Raw genomic sequence first — 18,531 nt, 5'->3', positions numbered from 1 at the left:
CGACCGCTTCGCCCGGTCGGTCGGAATGTTGCCTCTCATCAGTGTGGACCAAAGCTCCATTCCGGCTCCACTGCAAATCCAGTGGGGCGTCATAGCTTCGCTCCCAAAGGCCAGAGGGGACGAGATGAACGCGAGCTGGTGTTCTGCGGAGTTTCGTCGCTGCGGGCGAGAACAGCGCCGCCGTGTTCCGCTGGCTCGCTTTTCGCGACCGAGGGCCTCGCGTGAGCATTGAGGGTGGGCAGTACAGACATGGCCTGAGGTCCATGCAAGGCCGGGATGCGGCGGGAAGTGGCCGCACGGCATCACCACTCGAACTGTTCTACGACCTCACCTTCGTTGCGGCTTTCGGGGTGGCATCCAGCCAGCTCGCTGATGACATCGTGAGTGGACACATCGGAACCGCCACCGTCGCCTTCATCCTCGCGATGACCACGATCGTGTGGGCGTGGACGAACTTCACCTGGTTCGCGTCGGCGTTCGACAACGACGACTGGCTGTTCCGGCTGCTGACGATGGTGCAGATGGCCGGAGTTCTTGTCCTGGCAATCGGACTTCCCCCCTTGTTCGAGTCAATCGAGAGCGGAGGGGTCGTCGACAACAGCGTCATGGTTGCCGGCTACATCGTCATCCGTGTCGCCGTCGCCACACAGTGGCTGCGAGCTGCTCGGCACGACCCGCGGTACCGGCAGCTCGCCCTCACCTACGCCGCGTTCGTGATCCCTACACAGGTCGGCTGGGTGATCCTCGCGGTCGTACATCTCACAGCCGGCCCGGCCCTGGTGGTGATGGCGCTTCTTATCGGGGTGGAGTCGTTGGCTCCGCTCGTTGCCGAGAGGAGGGGACGCGCGGAGGGTGGCGTCACCCCGTGGAACTCTCATCACTTGGCGGAACGGTACTCACTTCTCACCATCGTCGCTCTCGGGGAGACCATCTTCGGCACCCTCTCGTCCGCGACGCAGATATCAGCATTGGAGGGGTGGAGCTTTGATGCTGGGGCCGCCGTCGCCGCAGGCATCGCAACATCTCTCGCGCTGTGGTGGGTCTACTTCCTCGTTCCGCACGGGCCAGCTCTGAGTGCGCGACGTACCAAGGTGCTCCCCTGGGCGTACGGGCACGTCATCTTGTTCATCGCTATCGCCGCGACGGGGGCTGGACTGCATGTCGTCGGATACGTCTACGACGAGGGCCATCCCGTCTCGGAGCTCGTAGCGGTCGTCGCCGTCGCCGGGCCGGTGTTCGTGTTCATGGTCACTCGCTGCCTCCTCCACGGGTGGCTTGTTTCTGCCGTCCCGCGCCCCACATCCCTGCAGGTGACGGCGCTTGTGTTCCCGGTCCTCGCGATCCTGCTCGCCTTTGCCGGCTGGCCACTCTGGGGGTGCCTCCTGATCACCTTGGCGTCTCCGGTCACCCTGATCGTGGCTTACGAAGCGGGTGGATGGCGCACCCTCGACGGGCAGCTGGCCACCCTCCGCGCCAACCACGAATCGTCCAACGGAAGGGCCTGAAATGACGGACACGACGAAGAGTGACCTCACCGGCAACCTGGCGGATGGGGTCAACCAACGCGGGATCTCGCTCGCGTACGGAGACAAACAAACCTTGAACGGAATCGACTTCGTTCCGGTCGCCTTTGTCACCTACGGGTTCGGAGGAATCCAAGACTCCCCGCAGTTCGGGGACGGCGGTGGCGGTGGCGGCGTGGCCATCCCGCTCGGCGCCTACATCGGTGGCACTGACGGCATCAGATTCCGGGCGAACACGGTCGCGGTACTCGCGGTGAGCATCTGCGCGATCAGCACCCTCGGATTGGCCATCAAGTGGGTGGTCAAGGTCGCGCGGTAACCCTCCCACCCCAACGAGGTCGATCAAGATCCACAACTCAATCTCACTCGCACACGATCAAGGAGCAGCAATGACAACGCACGTCGTATTCATCCACGGACTATGGATCCACTCCAGCGCCTGGAAGCCCTGGCAAGAGCTGTTCACCCAGAAGGGGTACACAACATCGGCTCCAGGCTGGCCCGGCGACCTGGACACCGTCGAAGCAACCCGCGCCAACCCGGACGGTCTGAACAACCAAGGCATCTGGGAGATCTGTAATCACTACGCGGACCTCATCGAGAAGCTCGACGAAAGACCGATCGTGGTCGGCCACTCATTTGGCGGCCTCATCGCACAGGAGCTGCTGGCGAACGACCTCGTCGCCGCGGCCGTCGCCATCGACCCCGCCCCCGTCAAAGGCGTCCACGTCATCCCGTTCGCACAGCTCAAGTCCGGGTTCCCCGTGCTCCGCAGTCCAGGCAACCGGACCAAAACGGTTGCCCTCGACGAGAAGCAGTTCAAGTACGCCTTCGGCAACGCGATCACCGACGAAGAATCCAATGCGCTGCACGCTGCATGGACCATCCCCGGCCCTGGACGACCGCTCTTCGAAGATGCCACCGCGAACTTCACCCGCAACTCGCACGCCACCGTCGACACAGAGACGGCATTGCGTGGGCCGCTCCTACTGACCTCGGGCACCGAGGACCACACCGTCCCGGAAGTCGTGACTCGCGCGGTCGCGAAGCTCTACGCGAAGAATGACTCTTCAGTGACCGAGTACCACACGTACGAAGGCAAGGGACATTCGCTCACCATCGACGCCGGCTGGCAGGAAGTCGCCTCCGACGTTCTCGCCTGGCTCGACCAGAAAGGACACGGGCCCAGAACATGAACGTACGCACCTTCACCCAGAGCACTCGTATCGACATCTCGATCAACGAGATCGATGTGCCCACGTGGCTGTTCCAGATGACCGACGCCGACTATGCAGAAGCATCCATCGCGCACCGTGCCCTCGGCACATGGGAGCGGGGCGATACGCGGGGCATGATCAACGTCGAGTCGATCGGCGGTCACCTCTTCGTCCAGCACTACATCGAAAAGTCGGCGACGCCGTCAAAGGTCGTGATGGTCTCCCCGGCAAGCACGATGTACATGCTTCACGGCCCACCCGTGCACGTCGGTATCACATGGGAAATGTGGGTCGTCCCTGCCGGAACGGATGCCGTCGAGTTCCACTGCTCCGTCCAGACGAGCATGCCCCCGCCACTCGCCGCGGTCGGCAGCATGATCGGAACCTTCCGCGCGGTCCAAAAACACGTTGACGAAGAATGCATCGGATATGCGCGCAACCTCGAACTGTACGCCCGCGGGAGTAAGGCATCGATCTAGACGCAGATCACGCTTCATCAATGACTGCTGCACGAATAGCTCACAGGTTGCTGTGACTCCGAAGCGCGGCGAGAAATGTCCAGAATGCGGGAATTTCAGCCAATGTCCGGCCCTACCGGGGGATGCGAGCGACGTCGATGCAGGGACCGCATGGCTCCCGAAAGTGTCACGACAAGGTTGCACCGATTCGGCGAGAACTGGCGGATGACGTGACATTCAGTGTCATCTCGCCGCGTTCCCGACACCTCTCCCGCTTCACTTGCCGGGAGCGCCCGACAGCGGCACCAGCGCGCGAAACGGACGGGGCGGGAACGGGGCCGGGCTGCGCGAGCGGCTCCCAACTAGACTTGGGCACGTCCGGCATCCCTCGTCCTTGGAGTTCAGCCGCGTGACCACCCCCACTTCCCCTGAGGCGCCCACCCGCCCCGCCGCCGATACCGTCGAGAACGCCACCGCGACTCCCGAGCGCGAGCAGCCGTACGGCGCCCTGGGCCTCAAGCCCGACGAGTACGACAGCATCCGCGAGATCCTCGGTCGCCGTCCCACGAGCGGCGAGCTCGCGATGTACTCGGTGATGTGGAGCGAGCACTGCTCCTACAAGTCGAGCAAGATCTACCTGCGCCAGTTCGGCCAGAAGGTCACCGACGAGATGCGCGAACGCCTCATGGTCGGCATGGGCCAGAACGCGGGTGTCGTCGACGTGGGCGAGGGCTGGGCGGTGACCTTCAAGGTCGAATCGCACAACCACCCGAGCTACATCGAACCCTTCCAGGGTGCCGCGACCGGCGTCGGCGGCATCGTCCGCGACATCATCTCGATGGGCGCGCGCCCGGTCGCGATCATGGACCAGCTGCGCTTCGGGGCGATCGACCACCCCGACACGGCACGCGTCGTGCACGGTGTGACGAGCGGCATTTCCTTCTACGGCAACTGCCTGGGCCTGCCCAACATCGGCGGCGAGACCGTGTTCGACTCGGTGTACCAGGGCAACCCGCTGGTGAACGCCCTCGCGGTCGGCGTGCTCCGCCACGAAGACCTGAAGCTCGCGGATGCCACGGGCCCCGGCAACAAGGTCGTGCTGTTCGGGGCCCGCACGGGCGGCGACGGCATCGGCGGCGCGTCGATCCTCGCCTCCGACACTTTCGCCGACGGCGGCCCCACCAAGCGTCCGGCCGTGCAGGTCGGCGACCCGTTCGCCGAGAAGGTGCTCATCGAGTGCTGCCTCGAGCTCTACCGCGACGAACTCGTCGAGGCGATTCAGGACCTCGGCGCCGCCGGCATCTCGTGCGCCACCAGCGAGCTCGCCGCGAACGGCGGCAGCGGAATGCGCGTCGACCTCGAGAAGGTGCTGCTGCGCGACCCCACTCTGACGCCCGAAGAGATCCTGATGTCGGAGTCCCAGGAGCGGATGATGGCGATCGTCGCGCCCGAGAAGCTCGACGCGTTCCTCGCCGTCGTCGGCAAGTGGGAGGTCGAGACGAGCGTGCTCGGCGAGGTCACCGGTGACGGTCGCCTGCAGATCTTCTGGCACGGCGAGCAGATCGTCGACGTCGACCCCTCGACGGTCGCGGTCGATGGTCCGGTCTACGAGCGCCCCGTCGCGTACCCGTCGTGGATCGACGCGCTGAACGAGAACTCGGCCGCCGCGCTCCCCCGCCCAACGGACGGCGACACCCTCCGCACGCAGTTCCTGCAGCTGCTCGGCAGCCCGAACCTCGCCGATACCTCGTGGATCACGAACCAGTACGACTACTACGTGCTCGGAAACACGGCCCTCAGCTTCCCCGACGACGCGGGCATGATCCGGGTCGATGAGACGTCGGGGCTCGGCTTCGCGATCGCGACCGATGCGAACGGCCGGTTCTGCCAGCTCGACCCGTACCAGGGCGCGAAGCTCGCCCTCGCCGAGGCCTACCGGAACGTCGCCGTCACCGGCTCCACCCCGACCGCGGTGACCGACTGCCTGAACTTCGGCAGCCCCGAGAACCCCGAGGTCATGTGGCAGTTCTCGCAGGCCGTTGAAGGACTGTCGGACGGATGCCTCGAACTCAGCATCCCCGTCACCGGCGGCAACGTCAGCTTCTACAACCAGACCGGCGACACCCCCATCCACCCGACGCCCGTCGTCGGCGTGCTGGGCATCATCGACGACGTCGCGCGCCGCATCCCCAGCGGCTGGCAGGACTCGGGCGAGAACATCTACCTGCTCGGCGTCACCGCCAACGAGCTGAGCGGCTCGGCCTGGGCCGACGTCATCCACGACCACCTCGGCGGACGCCCGCCGGCGGTCGACCTCGGCGCCGAGAAGCGACTCGGCCAGCTGCTGCGCGCGGCATCCGATCAGGGACTCATCTCCAGCGCCCACGACCTCTCCGAGGGCGGCCTCGGCCAGTCGCTCGCCGAGGGCGTCATGCGCTTCGGCGTGGGCGCCCGCGTGTGGCTGACGGAGCTGTCGGAGCGCGATGGGGTGGATGCAGCATCCGCCCTCTTCTCCGAGTCCACCGGGCGCGTGCTCGTGACCGTCCCGCGCGAGGAGGACGTCAAGTTCCGCGGCCTCTGCGACGGCCGCGGCTACCCGGTGCTCCGCATCGGCGTGACCGACTCGGCGGCCGACGGCGATGAGCCTGCCCTCGAGGTGCAGGGCGTGTTCACGGTATCGCTGAGCGAGCTGCGCGAAACGTCGGCGGCCACCCTGCCCTCCGTCTTCGGCCCGACAGTGAGCGAGTTCCCCGCATGACTCTCAGTACCGGCGGTCAACCCGGCGACCCGGGCGACGGCGAATACGACCTCTACACCGAGAAGCGTCGGATGCGGATGAAGATCGTCGCGTGGACGGTCATCGTCGCTCTCGTGCTCGTCGGTGGCGGTTCGACGGTCATCGCCCTGCTCTTCGGGTGACCCCGCGCGTAGCATGACAGCGTGGAGCCCCTTTTCGAGTTCCTCGCCGCCTGGTGGTGGACCGGCCCGACGACTGTCGGACTGGCCGCCGCCGGCTACGCGGGTGTGACCACCGGCCGACGCCGTGCGCGGCGGCTGGCTCTCGACGCCGCCCGCCACGAAGAGGGCGCCGCCGCGCGGGCGCTGATGTCGGCCCGGGCCCAGACGCGCGCAGCCCAAGCGCAGGTGTTCACCGCGCAGGCTCAGCGTGCCGCTCCCGCGCCGGGTGTGCCGAGCGTGTCTGAGGCCCGCCGCGCGCTCCAGCAGGCGAAGCTGCAGCAGAAGGCCGCGGCTCTGGCGCTGAAGGCCAGCCGCACCCGCGTGCGTGCCGAGCGCGCCCAGCTGAGCGGAACCGCCGACGCACTGCCGCTCGAGCGACTCATGCAGGAGCACGATGCGATCACCGCACGGTGGCTCGAGTACGAGACCGATGTCGAAACGGCGATCGCCTTCCCGCAGATGACCGATGCGCGGCATCCGGCGACGGCGGCGTTCCTGCAGGCGCAGCGCGAGACCTATGAACTGCGGCCGGCGTCGGCATCCACGCGCATCAGCGCCGAGCGCTTCGCCGCGTACCGGCAGTCGATCCGCGCCCTCGAGGTCGCCTTCACCGCGGCGGAGGATGCGGCGATGCGCACGTCGGCACGCCGTATCTCGGCCGCGCCCGACGCGCGCGAAGCCGCGCCTCGACGGGAAGACCCTCCCTCGTCGGCCCGTCCTGAGTCTTCTTCTCCCGAGCCCGAACCGCGACCCGAGCGAACCCGTCCGGTGTGGCCGGTGCCCGGGCGATCGCCTCGCCCGCCCGCGGGGCGGTGACCACCGGACCTACGATGAAGCCGTGGAGCATGTTTTCCAGTTCATCGGGAGCTACTGGTGGCTCGTCTTCCCGCTCATGGGCGTGGCCGGCGGCGCTGGGCGCGCCATCGAGCAGGCCGGACGGCGCCGACACAAGCGCCGACTCGAGATCATCCGGGCGAAGGGCGAGCTGAAAGCCGCCCAGGTGGCGGCCGCAGCGCAGGCCGCCCTCCCACCGGTCCCGACGGCGACCCCGAGCGCCGGGCTCGCTCGCACGATGGCCTCGCACGACGAGGTCACGTCGCGCTGGCTGGAGTACGAACTCGACGTGGCGAAGACCATCGATTTCCCGGCGATGAGCGACGGTCGCCAACCGCTCACCGCCGCGTTCCTCCGCGCGAAGAAGGTCGCCGACCGGCTGCGTCCCGCGTCGGCCGACGCGACCCTCACGGCCGACGAGCGCCGCGAGTACCAGGATGCGGTCACCGATTACGAGGTCGCGTTCGATGTCGCAGAGCGCGATGCCCGCCGGCTCAAGGATTCGTCGTTCACGGCTCCAGAGCGCAAGCGCCTCGATGTCGCGAAGCAGTTGCTGACGATCGCGGTCGACCAGGCGGCGACGGCGGCCGAACGTCAGCTGGCCTACAAACGCGTGCGCGAGGAGCTCGACGGGCTCATCTCGCTCTCCGACGGTGCCGTCGACGTACTCGAGCAACGAGTTGCCCTCGAGATCGACGCGCCGCCGCGACCGAACACCACTCCGCCGTCGGCCTGATCGTGCCCTGAAGCGACGGATGCCGCCGCCCATCACTCGGGCGACGGCATCGCGTGCACGTCCGGAGGATTCACTCGCCCGTCACTCGGTCAGCGCGTCCGACCACTCCTGGTTCTCGGCCATCCAGTCGGCGACGATCGGACCGTAGTCGTCGCCCTGGTACTGGTTGAACATCGCGTCCTGCAGCGAGTAGAGCAGGTCGTTGTCCATCCGGAAGTCCGAGAGCCACGCGTTCACCTCGGGGAACTCGTCGGCGAAGGTCGTCGAGGTCAGCGTGTGCAGCCCCTCCGCGTCGCCGAGCAGTCCCTGCGGGTCCTCGAGGTCCTTCACCGGGAAGGCGTTGTAGGCCCAGTGCGGGCGCCACAGCGTCACGGCGATGTTCTGCCCCGCATCCGTCGCCGACTTCAGCTCGGTGAGCATGGCCGGCGTCGACGAGGTGACGAAGTCCATCCCCTCGAGGCCGTAGCCGGGGATCACATCCTCCGACGTGATGCGCGTGTGGCCGGCGCCCGCCTCGATTCCGACGATGCGATTACCGAACAGGTCGGCGTTGGCCGCCAGTTCGTCGAGCGAGGTGATCGGGGCGTCCTCGTTGACCGCGATGGTCAGTTTCGCCTCGTCGTTCCACGCACCGAGGTCGACGAGGTCGTCGCCGTACGTCTCCATGAACGACGCGTGCGTGATCGGCAGCCAGCCGTTCAGCACGAGGTCGTACTGGCCGCCGGCGACGCCCGTGAAGACAGCGGCGGGGTCGGCGTAGACGAGCTCGACCGAGTAGTCCTTCTCCTCGAGCGCGTGCTTCCAGAGCTCGGCCGCAGCGATCCCCTCGTCCCAGCCGTTGAAGACCGCGATCGTGAGCTCGCCCTTGCTGTCGGCGCCGGGCAGGGCGGCGATCCCGCCACCCACCAGGAGCGCGCCGCTCCCGGCGAGCGCGACGACCGCGGCGATGGTGCGACTGCTTCGCAGATTCATGTCGTGTCCTCTCAGGCCTTGGCCGTCGCCGGCGTGCGGGTCAGTGCAGGGGTGCCCGCGGCGCGGTCGGAGGGCTCGGATGCCGGGGGCGCCGCGTCCGTCGCCTTCTTCGTCGTACCGGCCGCGGCCAGCTGCTTCTTCCGTCCCGGGGCGGCGAACCCGGCGGTCACGCGGTCGAGGATCATCGCGAGGATGACGACCGACAGGCCCGCTTCGACGCCGAGTCCGATGTCGATGCGGCTGAGGCTCTGCACGACCTGGCCCCCGAGTCCGCCCGCGCCGACCATGCCGGAGATGACGACCATCGACAGGCTCAGCATGATGACCTGGTTGACGCCGGCCATGATGCTCGGCAGGGCGAGCGGCAGCTGGATCTGGCGCAGGATGCGGCCGGGCGTCGCACCGAAAGCGTGTCCGGCTTCGATGATCTCGCCGTCGACTCCGCGGATGCCGAGCTCGGTGAGGCGCACTCCGGGCGCCATCGCGAAGATGATCGTGGCGACCATACCGGGAACGGGTCCGACGCCGAAGATGAGCATGGCGGGAATGAGGTAGACGAACGCGGGCATGGTCTGCAGGAAGTCCAGCACCGGCCGCACTACAGCCGAAACCCGGTCGCTCCGCGCGGCCCAGATACCGAGCGGAACACTGATCGCGATCGCCACGACCGCGGCGAGGATCACGAGGGCGAGGGAGTCCATCGCGTTCTCCCACTGCGCCACCGAGACGATGACGAGGAGTCCGACGGCGCTGCCGATCGCGAGCCACAGGCCCTTCGACCAGTACGCGAACGCGGCGACCACGATGAGCACGGCCCAGAACGGCGGCGACGAGAGCGACGCGTCGAGCCAGTCGTAGATCGTGCCGAGCAGGGCGGATGCGGCGTCGAAAAGCCACCCGAAGGTCGCGATGATCCAGGTGACAGCGGCCTCGACCACGTCGCCGAGGGGAAGACGGAAGAGATCGCTCATCGCAGGGCTCCGTTCGTCGCGGCGGACGCGTGGTCGGCGGATGCGCCCGCTTCGGCCACCTGCAGGGTCTGCACGATCTCGCTCGCGGGCACCGTCGCGGGCACCTGGATGATGGGGGTCTCGCGCGTCACGGCGGGCACGTTCCCGAGCGCGGCGAGCAGCGTGACGCGCGGGATCACGCCGACCAGGCGGTCACGGTCGTCGACGACGGCGACGGGCACCGGGCTCTCGACCGAGCGCTCCACCACATCCGTCAGCGGATCCTCCGGGCGGACCGCGGGCTGCACGTTCTGGACGATGGCGCGGAGATCGGTGTCGCCCGCTTTGACCGCACGGATCACGGCGCGGTCGGTGACCGAACCCAGGTAGCGACGGTTCTCGAGCACGGCCACGGCGCCGACCTGCTGGTCGCGCATGACGCGGAGCGCGCCGCGCATGCCGGCTGTTACGGGCGAGGTCGCCTGCGGCGGCTCCATCACGGAGGATGCGGTCAGGACGCGGGCACGGTCGACGTCCTGCACGAACTGCGCGACGTAGTCGTTTGCCGGGTCGGTGAGGATCTCCTCCGGTGTGCCGTTCTGCACGATGCGTCCGTCGCGCATGACCGCGATGCGGTCGCCGAGGAACATCGCCTCGTTGAGATCGTGGGTGATGAAGACGATCGTGCGCCCGAGCTCCTGCTGCAGCTCGATGAGCTGCTCCTGCATCTCGCGGCGGATGAGAGGGTCGAGCGCCGAGAACGCCTCGTCCATCAGCATGATCTCGGTGCCGGAGGTCAGCGAGCGGGCGATGCCCACGCGCTGGCGCATGCCGCCGGACAGCTCGTCGGGCATCGCGTCGATGCGATCACCGAGACCGACCTTTTCGAGGATCTCGCGCGCGCGCTCGCGGCGCTCGTCGCGCCCGACGCCCTGGATCTCGAGGGCGTAGGCCGCGTTGTCGAGCACCGTGCGATGGGGCAGCAGCGCGAAGTGCTGGAACACCATCGAGATGGACGAGCGGCGGATGCGGCGCAGCTCCGCCGCAGACGCGTGGGTGACGCTCCGGCCCTGAACCAGGACCTCCCCGGACGTCGGTGGCAGCAGGCCGTTCAGCATCCGGATGATGGTGGACTTGCCGGAACCTGAGAGCCCCATGATGACGAAGATCTCGCCCGGATCGACCGTGAAGCTCGCGTCGATGACGGCGGCCGTACCTCGGTCGGCGAGCTTGGCCCGGCTGCGACCGGCGTTCAGCCCGTCGACGACCTGCTTCGGGTTCTTCCCGAAGACCTTGAACAGATTCTTCGCTTCGATCGCGTGCGCGATGGTCACTGTGGATTACCTCGGCAGCCGGTGCAGGGCCGCATCGGTTACGCCCGGGTGGCGACCGCGGGCAGCCACGCAGAAGGCATGGCTCGCGCTGGCGCCGAGCATCGGACTCGGGCATGGCCGCCGACCGTACGCTCGCCGACTCGCATCCTCGGGCGGATGGGCGACGATCGCGGACTGGTCGTAGGCCCAGCAGCGGGCCGAAGCCAATTTTTCACGCCTGGCAGATGTCCGCAAGTCGGCTGTGCGCGTTGACTCCCGCCGTCCAGTCGCTATCGCGCCCGTGATATCAAAGCGTACGAATCGGCGCAAACTGGCCTCTGATCAGGGATCGATATGAAGTCCGACGCAGATCACGGATGGGGTATTGACAACCGGCGGACTCCCGTTGCATGGTTAGTTACCTGAGTAATGAACCAATGAACGGGGACCACAGTGATCGAAGAAGGCAAGCCGCTCTTCTTGCAGATCGCCGAGAACGTCGAGGACTCGATCATCGACGGGAGCCTCGCGATCGAGGCGCAAGCGCCATCCACGAACGAACTCGCGGCGTTCTACCGAATCAATCCCGCCACCGCGGCCAAAGGAGTGAACATGCTCGTTGACAAGGGCGTCCTGTACAAACGGCGCGGCGTCGGCATGTTCGTGGCGCCCGGCGCGCGCGACCTGCTGCTCGCCGAACGCCGCACGGTCTTCGCCGATCGCTTCGTCGAGCCGCTGCTCGCCGAAGCCCGCAAACTCGGGCTGGGATCCGACGATCTCGCCCGCCTCATCGCCGACCGCGCGTCCGCGGCCGACTCGTCCACCACCGAAGGGAACACGCTGTGACTTCCGTGATCGAGGTGACCGGCCTCACCAAGCGCTACGGCGACACCGTGGCCGTCGACGACGTGACCTTCACGATCGAGAAAGACACCATCTACGGGCTACTCGGCCGAAACGGTGCCGGCAAGACCACCATCATGTCGATCCTCACCGCGCAGAACTTCGCCACCTCGGGCGACGTCCGCATCTTCGGTGAGCAGCCGTATGAGAACAGCCGCGTGCTGTCACGCATGTGCTTCGTCCGGGAGAGCCAGAAGTACCCGGATGACGCGCTCCCGAAGCACGCCTTCGAGGTCTCCCGGCTCTTCTTCCCGAACTGGAACCAGGAGCTCGCCGACCGACTGATCCAGGACTTCCAACTGCCGATGAAGACCCGTATCAAGAAGCTCTCGCGCGGTCAGCTGTCGGCCGTGGGCGTCATCATCGGCCTCGCCGCACGCGCAGAGGTGACGTTCTTCGACGAGCCGTACCTCGGTCTCGATGCGGTCGCCCGCCAGATCTTCTACGACCGGCTGCTCGAGGACTACGCGGAGCATCCGCGCACGGTCATTCTCTCCAGCCACCTCATCGACGAGGTCGCGAACCTCATCGAGCGCGTGCTGGTCGTCGACCGCGGCCGCATCCTGATGGATGAGGAGACGGATGCGGTCCGCGACCGCGCCGCCACCATCGTCGGCGATACGACGACCGTGGAGGAGTTCGTCGCCGGTCGTGAGGTGATCCACCGGGAGGCCCTCGGACGCGTGTCATCGGTGACCGTGCTCGGGCCCCTCACCCCGGGCGACCGCGAGCACCTCACCGCCGAAGGCCTCGACGTCACTCCGGTGTCGCTCCAGCAACTCATCGTCCGCACGACGCAGCACGCGGCCGATGCCGCGGCCGCGCACCAGGAAGGAGCACGTCGATGAATCGCACGCTCAACGTCGTCCGGATGCAGCTCGTCAACCGGCAGACGTACATCTGGATCCCGCTGATCATCCTCGCGGGCTCCTTCGTCATCACGCTCGCCATCTACGGCATCCTGCAGACGGCGGGCGTGGAGGCCGCCAAGGTCGGGGGCGGCGCCCAGGCCCCGCTCTGGTACTTCCTCGCGGTCGGCGTGCAGGCACTGACCCTCACCTTCCCGTTCTCGCAGGCCATGAGCGTGACGCGCCGGGAGTTCTACCTCGGGTCGCTGCTCACGGCGGCGCTCACCTCCGCGCTGCTCGCCGTGATCTTCGTTCTCGGCGGCTTCGTCGAGACCCTGACCGACGGGTGGGGGATGAACGGCTATTTCTTCTCGATCCCGTGGCTCTGGGATTCGGGTCCGCTGCTCGCGGGTCTCTTCTACTTCGTGCTCGCGATGCTGTTCTTCGTCATCGGCTTCGGGGCGGCGACCATCTACAAGCGCTTCGGGGCGTTCGGTCTGACGCTGTCGCTTATCGGCCTCGGCGCGCTCCTTGTCGCCGCGCTCTGGCTGATCGGCTGGGCGGACGCGTGGGCGCCCGTGTTCGAGTGGTTCGTGCAGATCGGCGTCGGTGGGCTCATGCTCCTGCTCGCCGGCCTCGCCGCCCTGCTGGCGGTCAGCGCCTTCCCGATCCTGCGGCGCGCGGTGCCCTGAGCACCGCGTGCACACAGCAATGGCCCGGATGCAGCATCCGGGCCATCGCTGTCTGTGCGTTCGGGAGTCGCGCTACTCGGCGGGGGCAGCGTCGTCGGTGCCCTCGGTGCCCGCAGCCGCGATCCGGTGGTGCTGGATCACCTCGGCGACGACGAAGTTGAACCACTTCTCGGCGAAGGAGGGGTCGAGATCGGCGTCCTCTGCGAGACGCTTGAGACGGGCGATCTGGTTCTCTTCGCGGGAGGGATCGGACGCCGGCATCCCATGCTCCGCCTTGAGGCGGCCGACCTGTTTGGTGCAACGGAACCGCTCGGCCAGCAGGTAGGTGAGCGCCGCATCGATGTTGTCGATACTCGCGCGAAGATCACGAAGGGTCGTGGTCGGGTCGATGGGCTCGGTCATGGCGTCCTCCGCCCACGAGACTACCGGCCGCTGTGCTCCTAGAGTGATGACCATGACCGACCCCTTGCAGGTTCCCCGGCCCGCGCGCGGACGCCGCGCCCGAGCCGCGTCCGCCGACAGCGGCGCCCCCCAGTCGGGCGAGACCGGAGTGAGCCGGCGAGCGGTGCACCATCCGTTCGCCCTCGGGTTCTTCATCACCCTGGGCGGACTCGTCGCGCTGCTCCTCGGGTTCGCGTTCTCGAACCTGTCCACGGTCATCATCTACATCGTGTTCGCGATGTTCGCGGCCCTCGGCCTCGACCCGGTCGTGCGGCTCCTCGAGCGGCGAGGACTGTCGCGCACCTGGTCGATCGTGATCGTCTACGCCGGCTTCGCGATCGTTCTCGCGGCCGTGCTCATGCTCATCATCCCGACCGTCGTGCGGCAGATCGTGCAGTTCGCGAACGACGTGCCCGGGCTGATCACGACCTTCCAGCAGGGCGACACCTACGACTGGCTCGAGAACCAGTTCGGCGACGTCTTCAACGACCTGCTCAGCCAGGTGCAGACGTTCCTGGTCGATCCCGGACACATCGCGGCCATCGGCGGCGGCGTGTTCCAGGTCGGCGTCACGATCGTGTCGGGAATCTCGGGCGGCATCATCATCCTGGTCCTGAGCCTCTACTTCCTCGCATCGCTGCCGACGATCAAGCGCTCGTTCTACCGACTCGTTCCCGCCCACGGACGCCCACGCGTCGCCGACCTGACCGAGCAGATCACCGACTCGATCGGCGGATACCTCATGGGCATGGTGATCCTGGCGCTGTGCAACGCGACGTTCGTCTTCCTGATGTTCGTCGTGCTGGGGCTGCCGTTCCCGCTCCTGCTGGCGGTGGTGACGTTCTGCATCACGCTCATCCCGCTCGTCGGCACCGTCCTCATGTGGGTCATCGCATCCGTCATCGCGCTCTTCGCGGATCCGTTCGGAGCGCTGATCTTCGCGATCGCCTACCTCGTCTACATGCAGGTCGAAGCATACGTTCTCACCCCGCGCATCATGAACCGCACCATCAGCATCCCCGGCGCGCTCGTGGTCATCGGCGCGCTCGTCGGCGGCACGCTGCTCGGGCTCCTCGGCGCGCTCGTCGCGATCCCGGTGACCGCCTCCGTGCTGCTGGTACTCAAGCAGGTCGTGATCCCGAGGCAGGACGCGAAGGCCACGCCCGACGAGTAGCACCGCAACGGACGCGCACGACGCGGAGCCGCTCAGCGGGCGGGGAGCAGGCAGGTCGGCGACGGCGCCTCGGCGCGCCGCACCGGGCGCGAAAGCCCGCCGTTCCGGATGTCGAGGGTCAGGGCGACGACATCGTTCGAGTGCTGGCCCGCGACGAGCAGCGTGTCGCGCACGACGAGGTGGTGCCGCGGCCACGTGACGCCCGCATCCGCCAGCGCGACCGGTACCAGGTCGTCGCCGGCACCCCGCACCCGCACCGACGCGATCGTGTCGAGCCCGCGAACGCCCGCGTAGATGAACTGCCCGTCGGTGGATGCGGCGAGCTCCGCCGCCGCATCGACACCCGCCCGGGTCTCGGGCGAGAGCGGAGTGCCTCCCAGAACGCGCCACGCTCCGGCGCGGTCGGGCCCGAGCACGAAGATCTCGCAGGAGAACTCGGTGAGCACGTAGAGGTGCCCGCTCGGGTGGCGGACCATGTGCCGAGGTCCGCTGCCGAGCGGAAGGCGCACGACGCCGACCGGGCGCAGACCCTCCGCCCCCGAACGCCAGAACCGCACGAGATCGAAGCCCAGGTCGGTCGTCGCGATCAGGCCGCCCCCGAGGAACACGGACTGGTGCGCCCGCGACACCCGCTCCGGCGCCGCGACAGATCTCGTGTCGGATGCCGCGTCCGACCCGTCACCCTCACCGGACGCGCGGCGCGGCAGCTCGAGCCCACCCGCCGACAGGCCGAGCGCGGCGAGCGAGTCCTCCGGCGCCGACAGGTCGGGCACGAGGTGGGCGAACTCCGGACCCGCTGCCTCGCGGAGCGCCCGTGCCGCGTCCGCGAGGTCGATCCCGCCGCCCGGCAGGTCGAACGCGCCATCCGTCGCCGTGGATCCCGGGTCGACCGGCGGGGCGAACGGGTCCGATGGCACGTACGGGTCGATGGCGGATGCGGCGATCGTCGCCGCCCCGGGGCGACCGGCGGCGTCGAGCGCCACGCGCACGACGCGCCCATCTCCCCAGCAGGTGGCGAGGAGGTACGTGGCATCGGGACTGACCGCGACGTGGCAGACCGACTCGCCGATCCGCACGGCCGGTCCGAGCCGGGCGAACGAGGAATCTCCGGTGCGGCGGAACGCCTGCACCGCGCCGGCTCCCTCGAGTGCCGCGTAGACGACAGCGAGCGACGGGTGCGCCGTCAGCCATGTCGGCGACCCGCCGATCTCGGCGGCCATGCCCGCGAACGCCAACGCACCACCGGCGGATCCGTCATCGGCGTCACCCGCGAGCAACTCCGCGATGCCGACGGCCGTGCCGCCCTGATCGGCGCCGTAGCCTCCGACCCAGAGGCGCATCAGTCGACGAGATCGTGGCGCACGATCACCGCGTCGCGGGAGGCCCCGACACCGATGACCGAGATGCGCGTGCCGCTCATCTTCTCGAGAGCCAGCACGTACTCCTGCGCTTCGACGGGCAGGTCCTCGAAGGTGCGCGCACCCGAGATGTCTTGCGACCATCCGGGCATGTACTCGAGGATCGGCTTGGCGTGGTGGAACTCGGTCTGGTTGACCGGAACCTCCTCGAACCGCACACCGTCGACGTCGTACGCGACGCACACGGGGATCTCGTCGAGTCCCGTGAGGATGTCGAGCTTGGTCAGCACGAGGTCGGTGATGCCGTTGACCCGGGTCGCGTAGCGGGTGATCGGAGCGTCGTACCAGCCGACGCGGCGAGGCCGCCCGGTGGTCGTGCCGAACTCGAAGCCGCGCGAGCGCAGCCACTCACCGGTCTCATCGAACAGCTCGGTCGGGAACGGACCCGAACCCACGCGGGTCGTGTAGGCCTTCACGATTCCGACGATGCGATCGAGACGGTTCGGACCGACGCCCGACCCGGTCGCCGCCCCGCCCGCGGTCGCCGACGACGACGTGACGAACGGGTACGTGCCGTGATCGACGTCGAGCATGGTCGCCTGGCCGCCCTCGAAGACGACGACATCGCCCGCGTTCAGCGCGTCGTTCAGCAGCAGGCCGGTGTCGCACACCATCGGCCGCAGCCGCTCGGCGTACGACAACAGGTCTTCGACGATCTCGTCGACGGCGATCGCCCGCCGGTTGAAGACCTTCACGAGCATGTGGTTCTTCTGATCGAGCGCGCCCTCGACCTTCTGCCGCAGGATGTTCTCGTCGAAGAGGTCTTGGATGCGGATGCCGACGCGGTTGATCTTGTCGGCGTACGCCGGGCCGATGCCGCGACCGGTCGTGCCGATCTGGCGCTTGCCGAGGAATCGTTCGGTGACCTTGTCGAGCGTGCGGTGGTACTGCGTGATGACGTGCGCGTTCGCGCTCACGCGCAGGCGCGACGTGTCGACGCCACGGGCGGTGAGCGCCTCGAGCTCGTAGAAGAGCACCTCGAGGTCGATCACGACGCCGTTGCCGATCACGGCGTTCACACCGGGAGACAGGATGCCGCTGGGCAGCAGGTGCAGCGCATACTTCTCATCGCCGATGACGACGGTGTGGCCGGCGTTGTTGCCGCCGTTGAACTTCACCACCCAGTCTGTGCGCTCACCGAGAAGGTCGGTGGCCTTGCCTTTGCCCTCGTCGCCCCACTGGACTCCGACGATCACGATGCCTGGCATGGAAGCTCCTCGCTCTGGCCGACCGGTACACCCCATCCTATCGAGCCGTCCCGACGCCCCCGATCCGCGCGAATCCGGAATATCCTCGCCCGACCGGGCATTGCGTCCTGTGACGGACAATTCGTCCGCGTCCCCCTCCTTTCCGAGAATGGATGAGCCATGCCCGCATCCGACGATCACGCCCGCTGGCGGAACGAGCGCTTCGCCGCCGTGGCCGCCCCCACGGGCAACCTCGCTCTCGTGGAGACCCGCTGGACCGGGGAGCTTCCCGACCTGGATGCCGCACGCGTCGGGCTGCCCGCATCCGCGCAGGTGACGCGCGTGCGCCGCACCGGGATCGACAGCGGTGAGACCGAGCACGGTCTACGCGTCTGGGATGCCGACTCCCCCGCGATCCGGGCGTTCGAGCGCATCGACGTGTACGAGTACGACCCCGCGTGGGTCATCGAGGCGCAGTTCGTGCCGGTCGCCGGAGACCGCACCGTTCCCTTCGAGCACATCCGCGACAACGGCGGCACGCGGGATCTCGTCGTTCCCGGAGACATCCTCTTCACTCTCGACGGCCGGGAGTACTCGCTGTCGGCCTTCGACGACGGCGGCACCCTGCTCCTCGTGTTCGGCGACGAGACGAACGGCACCGAGACCTACGGGTCGGGCCGCTTCCTGTTCGTGCAGCGCACCGCGGATGCCGATCCGAACGAGCCCGGCACCGTCATCCTCGACTTCAACCGCGCCTTCGTCCCGCCCTGCGGGTTCTCGGCGCAGTACAACTGCCCCCTGCCTCCCGTCTCGAATCGGTTCCCGCTGCCGATCCGTGCCGGGGAGAAGAACGTCGTGTTCAACGACGGCTTCGACATCTACGCGGCCTGAGCGCCGCATCCACCGC

Annotated in this window: 19 protein-coding genes; 13 read left to right on the top strand and 6 right to left on the bottom strand. The window is 67.8% G+C overall.

The features are described 5' to 3' along the window. Nucleotides 1-263 precede the first annotated feature (263 nt). The 8 genes from LQ938_RS00420 to LQ938_RS00385 all read left to right on the top strand — a co-directional run bounded on the left by LQ938_RS00420 (nt 264) and on the right by LQ938_RS00385 (nt 7,726). Nucleotides 264-1,505, top strand: coding sequence for a low temperature requirement protein A (locus LQ938_RS00420; RefSeq protein ID WP_223722092.1), 1,242 nt, complete (start codon nt 264-266; stop codon nt 1,503-1,505). Nucleotide 1,506: 1 nt separating this feature from the next. Next, nucleotides 1,507-1,842, top strand: coding sequence for a hypothetical protein (locus LQ938_RS00415; protein ID WP_223722091.1), 336 nt, complete (start codon nt 1,507-1,509; stop codon nt 1,840-1,842). A gap of 70 nt (nt 1,843-1,912) precedes the next feature. Further along, nucleotides 1,913-2,719 (top strand): alpha/beta hydrolase, encoded by an 807-nt coding sequence (locus tag LQ938_RS00410; protein WP_223722090.1) that lies wholly within the window; start codon nt 1,913-1,915, stop codon nt 2,717-2,719. Beyond that, nucleotides 2,716-3,219, top strand: coding sequence for a hypothetical protein (locus LQ938_RS00405; RefSeq protein ID WP_223722089.1), 504 nt, complete (start codon nt 2,716-2,718; stop codon nt 3,217-3,219). The genes LQ938_RS00410 and LQ938_RS00405 overlap by 4 nt, the downstream gene beginning before the upstream one ends. A 388-nt stretch (nt 3,220-3,607) precedes the next feature. Further along, complete coding sequence (purL, locus tag LQ938_RS00400) at nt 3,608-5,956, top strand: phosphoribosylformylglycinamidine synthase subunit PurL (RefSeq protein WP_223722088.1); 2,349 nt, start codon at nt 3,608-3,610, stop codon at nt 5,954-5,956. Further along, nucleotides 5,953-6,117 carry a hypothetical protein gene (locus LQ938_RS00395; RefSeq protein ID WP_223722087.1) on the top strand — a complete coding sequence of 55 codons (165 nt, stop codon included), beginning with the start codon at nt 5,953-5,955 and terminating at the stop codon, nt 6,115-6,117. Before purL ends, LQ938_RS00395 begins: the two co-directional genes overlap by 4 nt. Nucleotides 6,118-6,138: 21 nt before the next feature. Beyond that, the gene (locus LQ938_RS00390; RefSeq protein ID WP_223722086.1) at nt 6,139-6,972 is read left to right on the top strand and encodes a hypothetical protein; all 834 of its coding nucleotides are present in this window, start codon (nt 6,139-6,141) and stop codon (nt 6,970-6,972) included. 22 nt (nt 6,973-6,994) lie between these two features. After that, nucleotides 6,995-7,726, top strand: coding sequence for a hypothetical protein (locus LQ938_RS00385; RefSeq protein ID WP_223722085.1), 732 nt, complete (start codon nt 6,995-6,997; stop codon nt 7,724-7,726). An 81-nt stretch (nt 7,727-7,807) separates the two neighbouring features. Here LQ938_RS00385 and LQ938_RS00380 read toward each other — a convergent pair whose 3' ends face one another. From LQ938_RS00380 to LQ938_RS00370, 3 genes are read right to left on the bottom strand one after another with little or no spacing between them, the layout of a single operon-like run. Next, entirely contained in the window at nt 7,808-8,698 is an 891-nt protein-coding gene (locus tag LQ938_RS00380; protein WP_223722084.1) for a glycine betaine ABC transporter substrate-binding protein, read from the bottom strand. Between the two features lie 11 nt (nt 8,699-8,709). Next, entirely contained in the window at nt 8,710-9,669 is a 960-nt protein-coding gene (locus LQ938_RS00375; protein ID WP_223722083.1) for an ABC transporter permease, read from the bottom strand. Further along, nucleotides 9,666-10,982, bottom strand: a complete 1,317-nt coding sequence (locus tag LQ938_RS00370) for a quaternary amine ABC transporter ATP-binding protein (RefSeq protein WP_223722082.1) — start codon at nt 10,980-10,982, stop codon at nt 9,666-9,668. Before LQ938_RS00370 ends, LQ938_RS00375 begins: the two co-directional genes overlap by 4 nt. Nucleotides 10,983-11,414: 432 nt before the next feature. Between LQ938_RS00370 and LQ938_RS00365 the strand changes: the two genes are divergently transcribed. From LQ938_RS00365 to LQ938_RS00355, 3 genes are read left to right on the top strand one after another with little or no spacing between them, the layout of a single operon-like run. Further along, nucleotides 11,415-11,807: a GntR family transcriptional regulator gene (locus LQ938_RS00365; RefSeq protein WP_223722081.1), complete on the top strand. Its 393-nt coding sequence runs from the start codon at nt 11,415-11,417 to the stop codon at nt 11,805-11,807. Then, nucleotides 11,804-12,712, top strand: a complete 909-nt coding sequence (locus tag LQ938_RS00360; RefSeq protein WP_223722080.1) for an ABC transporter ATP-binding protein — start codon at nt 11,804-11,806, stop codon at nt 12,710-12,712. Before LQ938_RS00365 ends, LQ938_RS00360 begins: the two co-directional genes overlap by 4 nt. Then, complete coding sequence (locus LQ938_RS00355; RefSeq protein ID WP_223722079.1) at nt 12,709-13,404, top strand: hypothetical protein; 696 nt, start codon at nt 12,709-12,711, stop codon at nt 13,402-13,404. Before LQ938_RS00360 ends, LQ938_RS00355 begins: the two co-directional genes overlap by 4 nt. A gap of 72 nt (nt 13,405-13,476) precedes the next feature. Here the strand turns inward: LQ938_RS00355 and LQ938_RS00350 are convergent, their stop codons facing one another. Beyond that, nucleotides 13,477-13,806 (bottom strand): chorismate mutase, encoded by a 330-nt coding sequence (locus tag LQ938_RS00350; protein ID WP_223722078.1) that lies wholly within the window; start codon nt 13,804-13,806, stop codon nt 13,477-13,479. Between the two features lie 52 nt (nt 13,807-13,858). Between LQ938_RS00350 and LQ938_RS00345 the strand changes: the two genes are divergently transcribed. Continuing rightward, complete coding sequence (locus LQ938_RS00345; protein WP_223722077.1) at nt 13,859-15,019, top strand: AI-2E family transporter; 1,161 nt, start codon at nt 13,859-13,861, stop codon at nt 15,017-15,019. Nucleotides 15,020-15,051: 32 nt separating this feature from the next. Here the strand turns inward: LQ938_RS00345 and LQ938_RS00340 are convergent, their stop codons facing one another. Together LQ938_RS00340 and LQ938_RS00335 are read right to left on the bottom strand one after the other, a co-directional pair. Then, a complete protein-coding gene (locus tag LQ938_RS00340; protein ID WP_223722076.1) occupies nt 15,052-16,359 on the bottom strand; it encodes a lactonase family protein in 1,308 nt (435 codons plus the stop codon). After that, nucleotides 16,359-17,645, bottom strand: coding sequence for an adenylosuccinate synthase (locus LQ938_RS00335; protein WP_223722075.1), 1,287 nt, complete (start codon nt 17,643-17,645; stop codon nt 16,359-16,361). The genes LQ938_RS00340 and LQ938_RS00335 overlap by 1 nt, the downstream gene beginning before the upstream one ends. Nucleotides 17,646-17,804: 159 nt before the next feature. Here LQ938_RS00335 and LQ938_RS00330 point away from each other — a divergent pair, with 159 nt between their 5' ends. Then, nucleotides 17,805-18,515: a DUF1684 domain-containing protein gene (locus LQ938_RS00330; protein WP_223722074.1), complete on the top strand. Its 711-nt coding sequence runs from the start codon at nt 17,805-17,807 to the stop codon at nt 18,513-18,515. Nucleotides 18,516-18,531 lie beyond the last annotated feature (16 nt).

Source organism: Microbacterium sp. cx-55 (genome assembly GCF_021117345.1).
In the GTDB taxonomy this organism is placed as follows: Bacteria; Actinomycetota; Actinomycetes; order Actinomycetales; family Microbacteriaceae; genus Microbacterium.
This window is presented reverse-complemented; position numbering and strand designations above follow the sequence as displayed.

Bases quoted from the DNA above. Each gene is read 5' to 3' on its own strand.
- LQ938_RS00420 (WP_223722092.1), top strand. From the start codon at position 264: ATGCAAGGCCGGGATGCGGCGGGAAGTGGCCGCACGGCATCACCACTC.
- LQ938_RS00415 (WP_223722091.1), top strand. From the start codon at position 1,507: ATGACGGACACGACGAAGAGTGACCTCACCGGCAACCTGGCGGATGGG.
- LQ938_RS00410 (WP_223722090.1), top strand. From the start codon at position 1,913: ATGACAACGCACGTCGTATTCATCCACGGACTATGGATCCACTCCAGC.
- LQ938_RS00405 (WP_223722089.1), top strand. From the start codon at position 2,716: ATGAACGTACGCACCTTCACCCAGAGCACTCGTATCGACATCTCGATC.
- LQ938_RS00395 (WP_223722087.1), top strand. From the start codon at position 5,953: ATGACTCTCAGTACCGGCGGTCAACCCGGCGACCCGGGCGACGGCGAA.
- LQ938_RS00380 (WP_223722084.1), bottom strand. From the start codon at position 8,698: ATGAATCTGCGAAGCAGTCGCACCATCGCCGCGGTCGTCGCGCTCGCC.
- LQ938_RS00375 (WP_223722083.1), bottom strand. From the start codon at position 9,669: ATGAGCGATCTCTTCCGTCTTCCCCTCGGCGACGTGGTCGAGGCCGCT.
- LQ938_RS00355 (WP_223722079.1), top strand. From the start codon at position 12,709: ATGAATCGCACGCTCAACGTCGTCCGGATGCAGCTCGTCAACCGGCAG.
- LQ938_RS00350 (WP_223722078.1), bottom strand. From the start codon at position 13,806: ATGACCGAGCCCATCGACCCGACCACGACCCTTCGTGATCTTCGCGCG.
- LQ938_RS00345 (WP_223722077.1), top strand. From the start codon at position 13,859: ATGACCGACCCCTTGCAGGTTCCCCGGCCCGCGCGCGGACGCCGCGCC.
- LQ938_RS00340 (WP_223722076.1), bottom strand. From the start codon at position 16,359: ATGCGCCTCTGGGTCGGAGGCTACGGCGCCGATCAGGGCGGCACGGCC.
- LQ938_RS00335 (WP_223722075.1), bottom strand. From the start codon at position 17,645: ATGCCAGGCATCGTGATCGTCGGAGTCCAGTGGGGCGACGAGGGCAAA.
- LQ938_RS00330 (WP_223722074.1), top strand. From the start codon at position 17,805: ATGCCCGCATCCGACGATCACGCCCGCTGGCGGAACGAGCGCTTCGCC.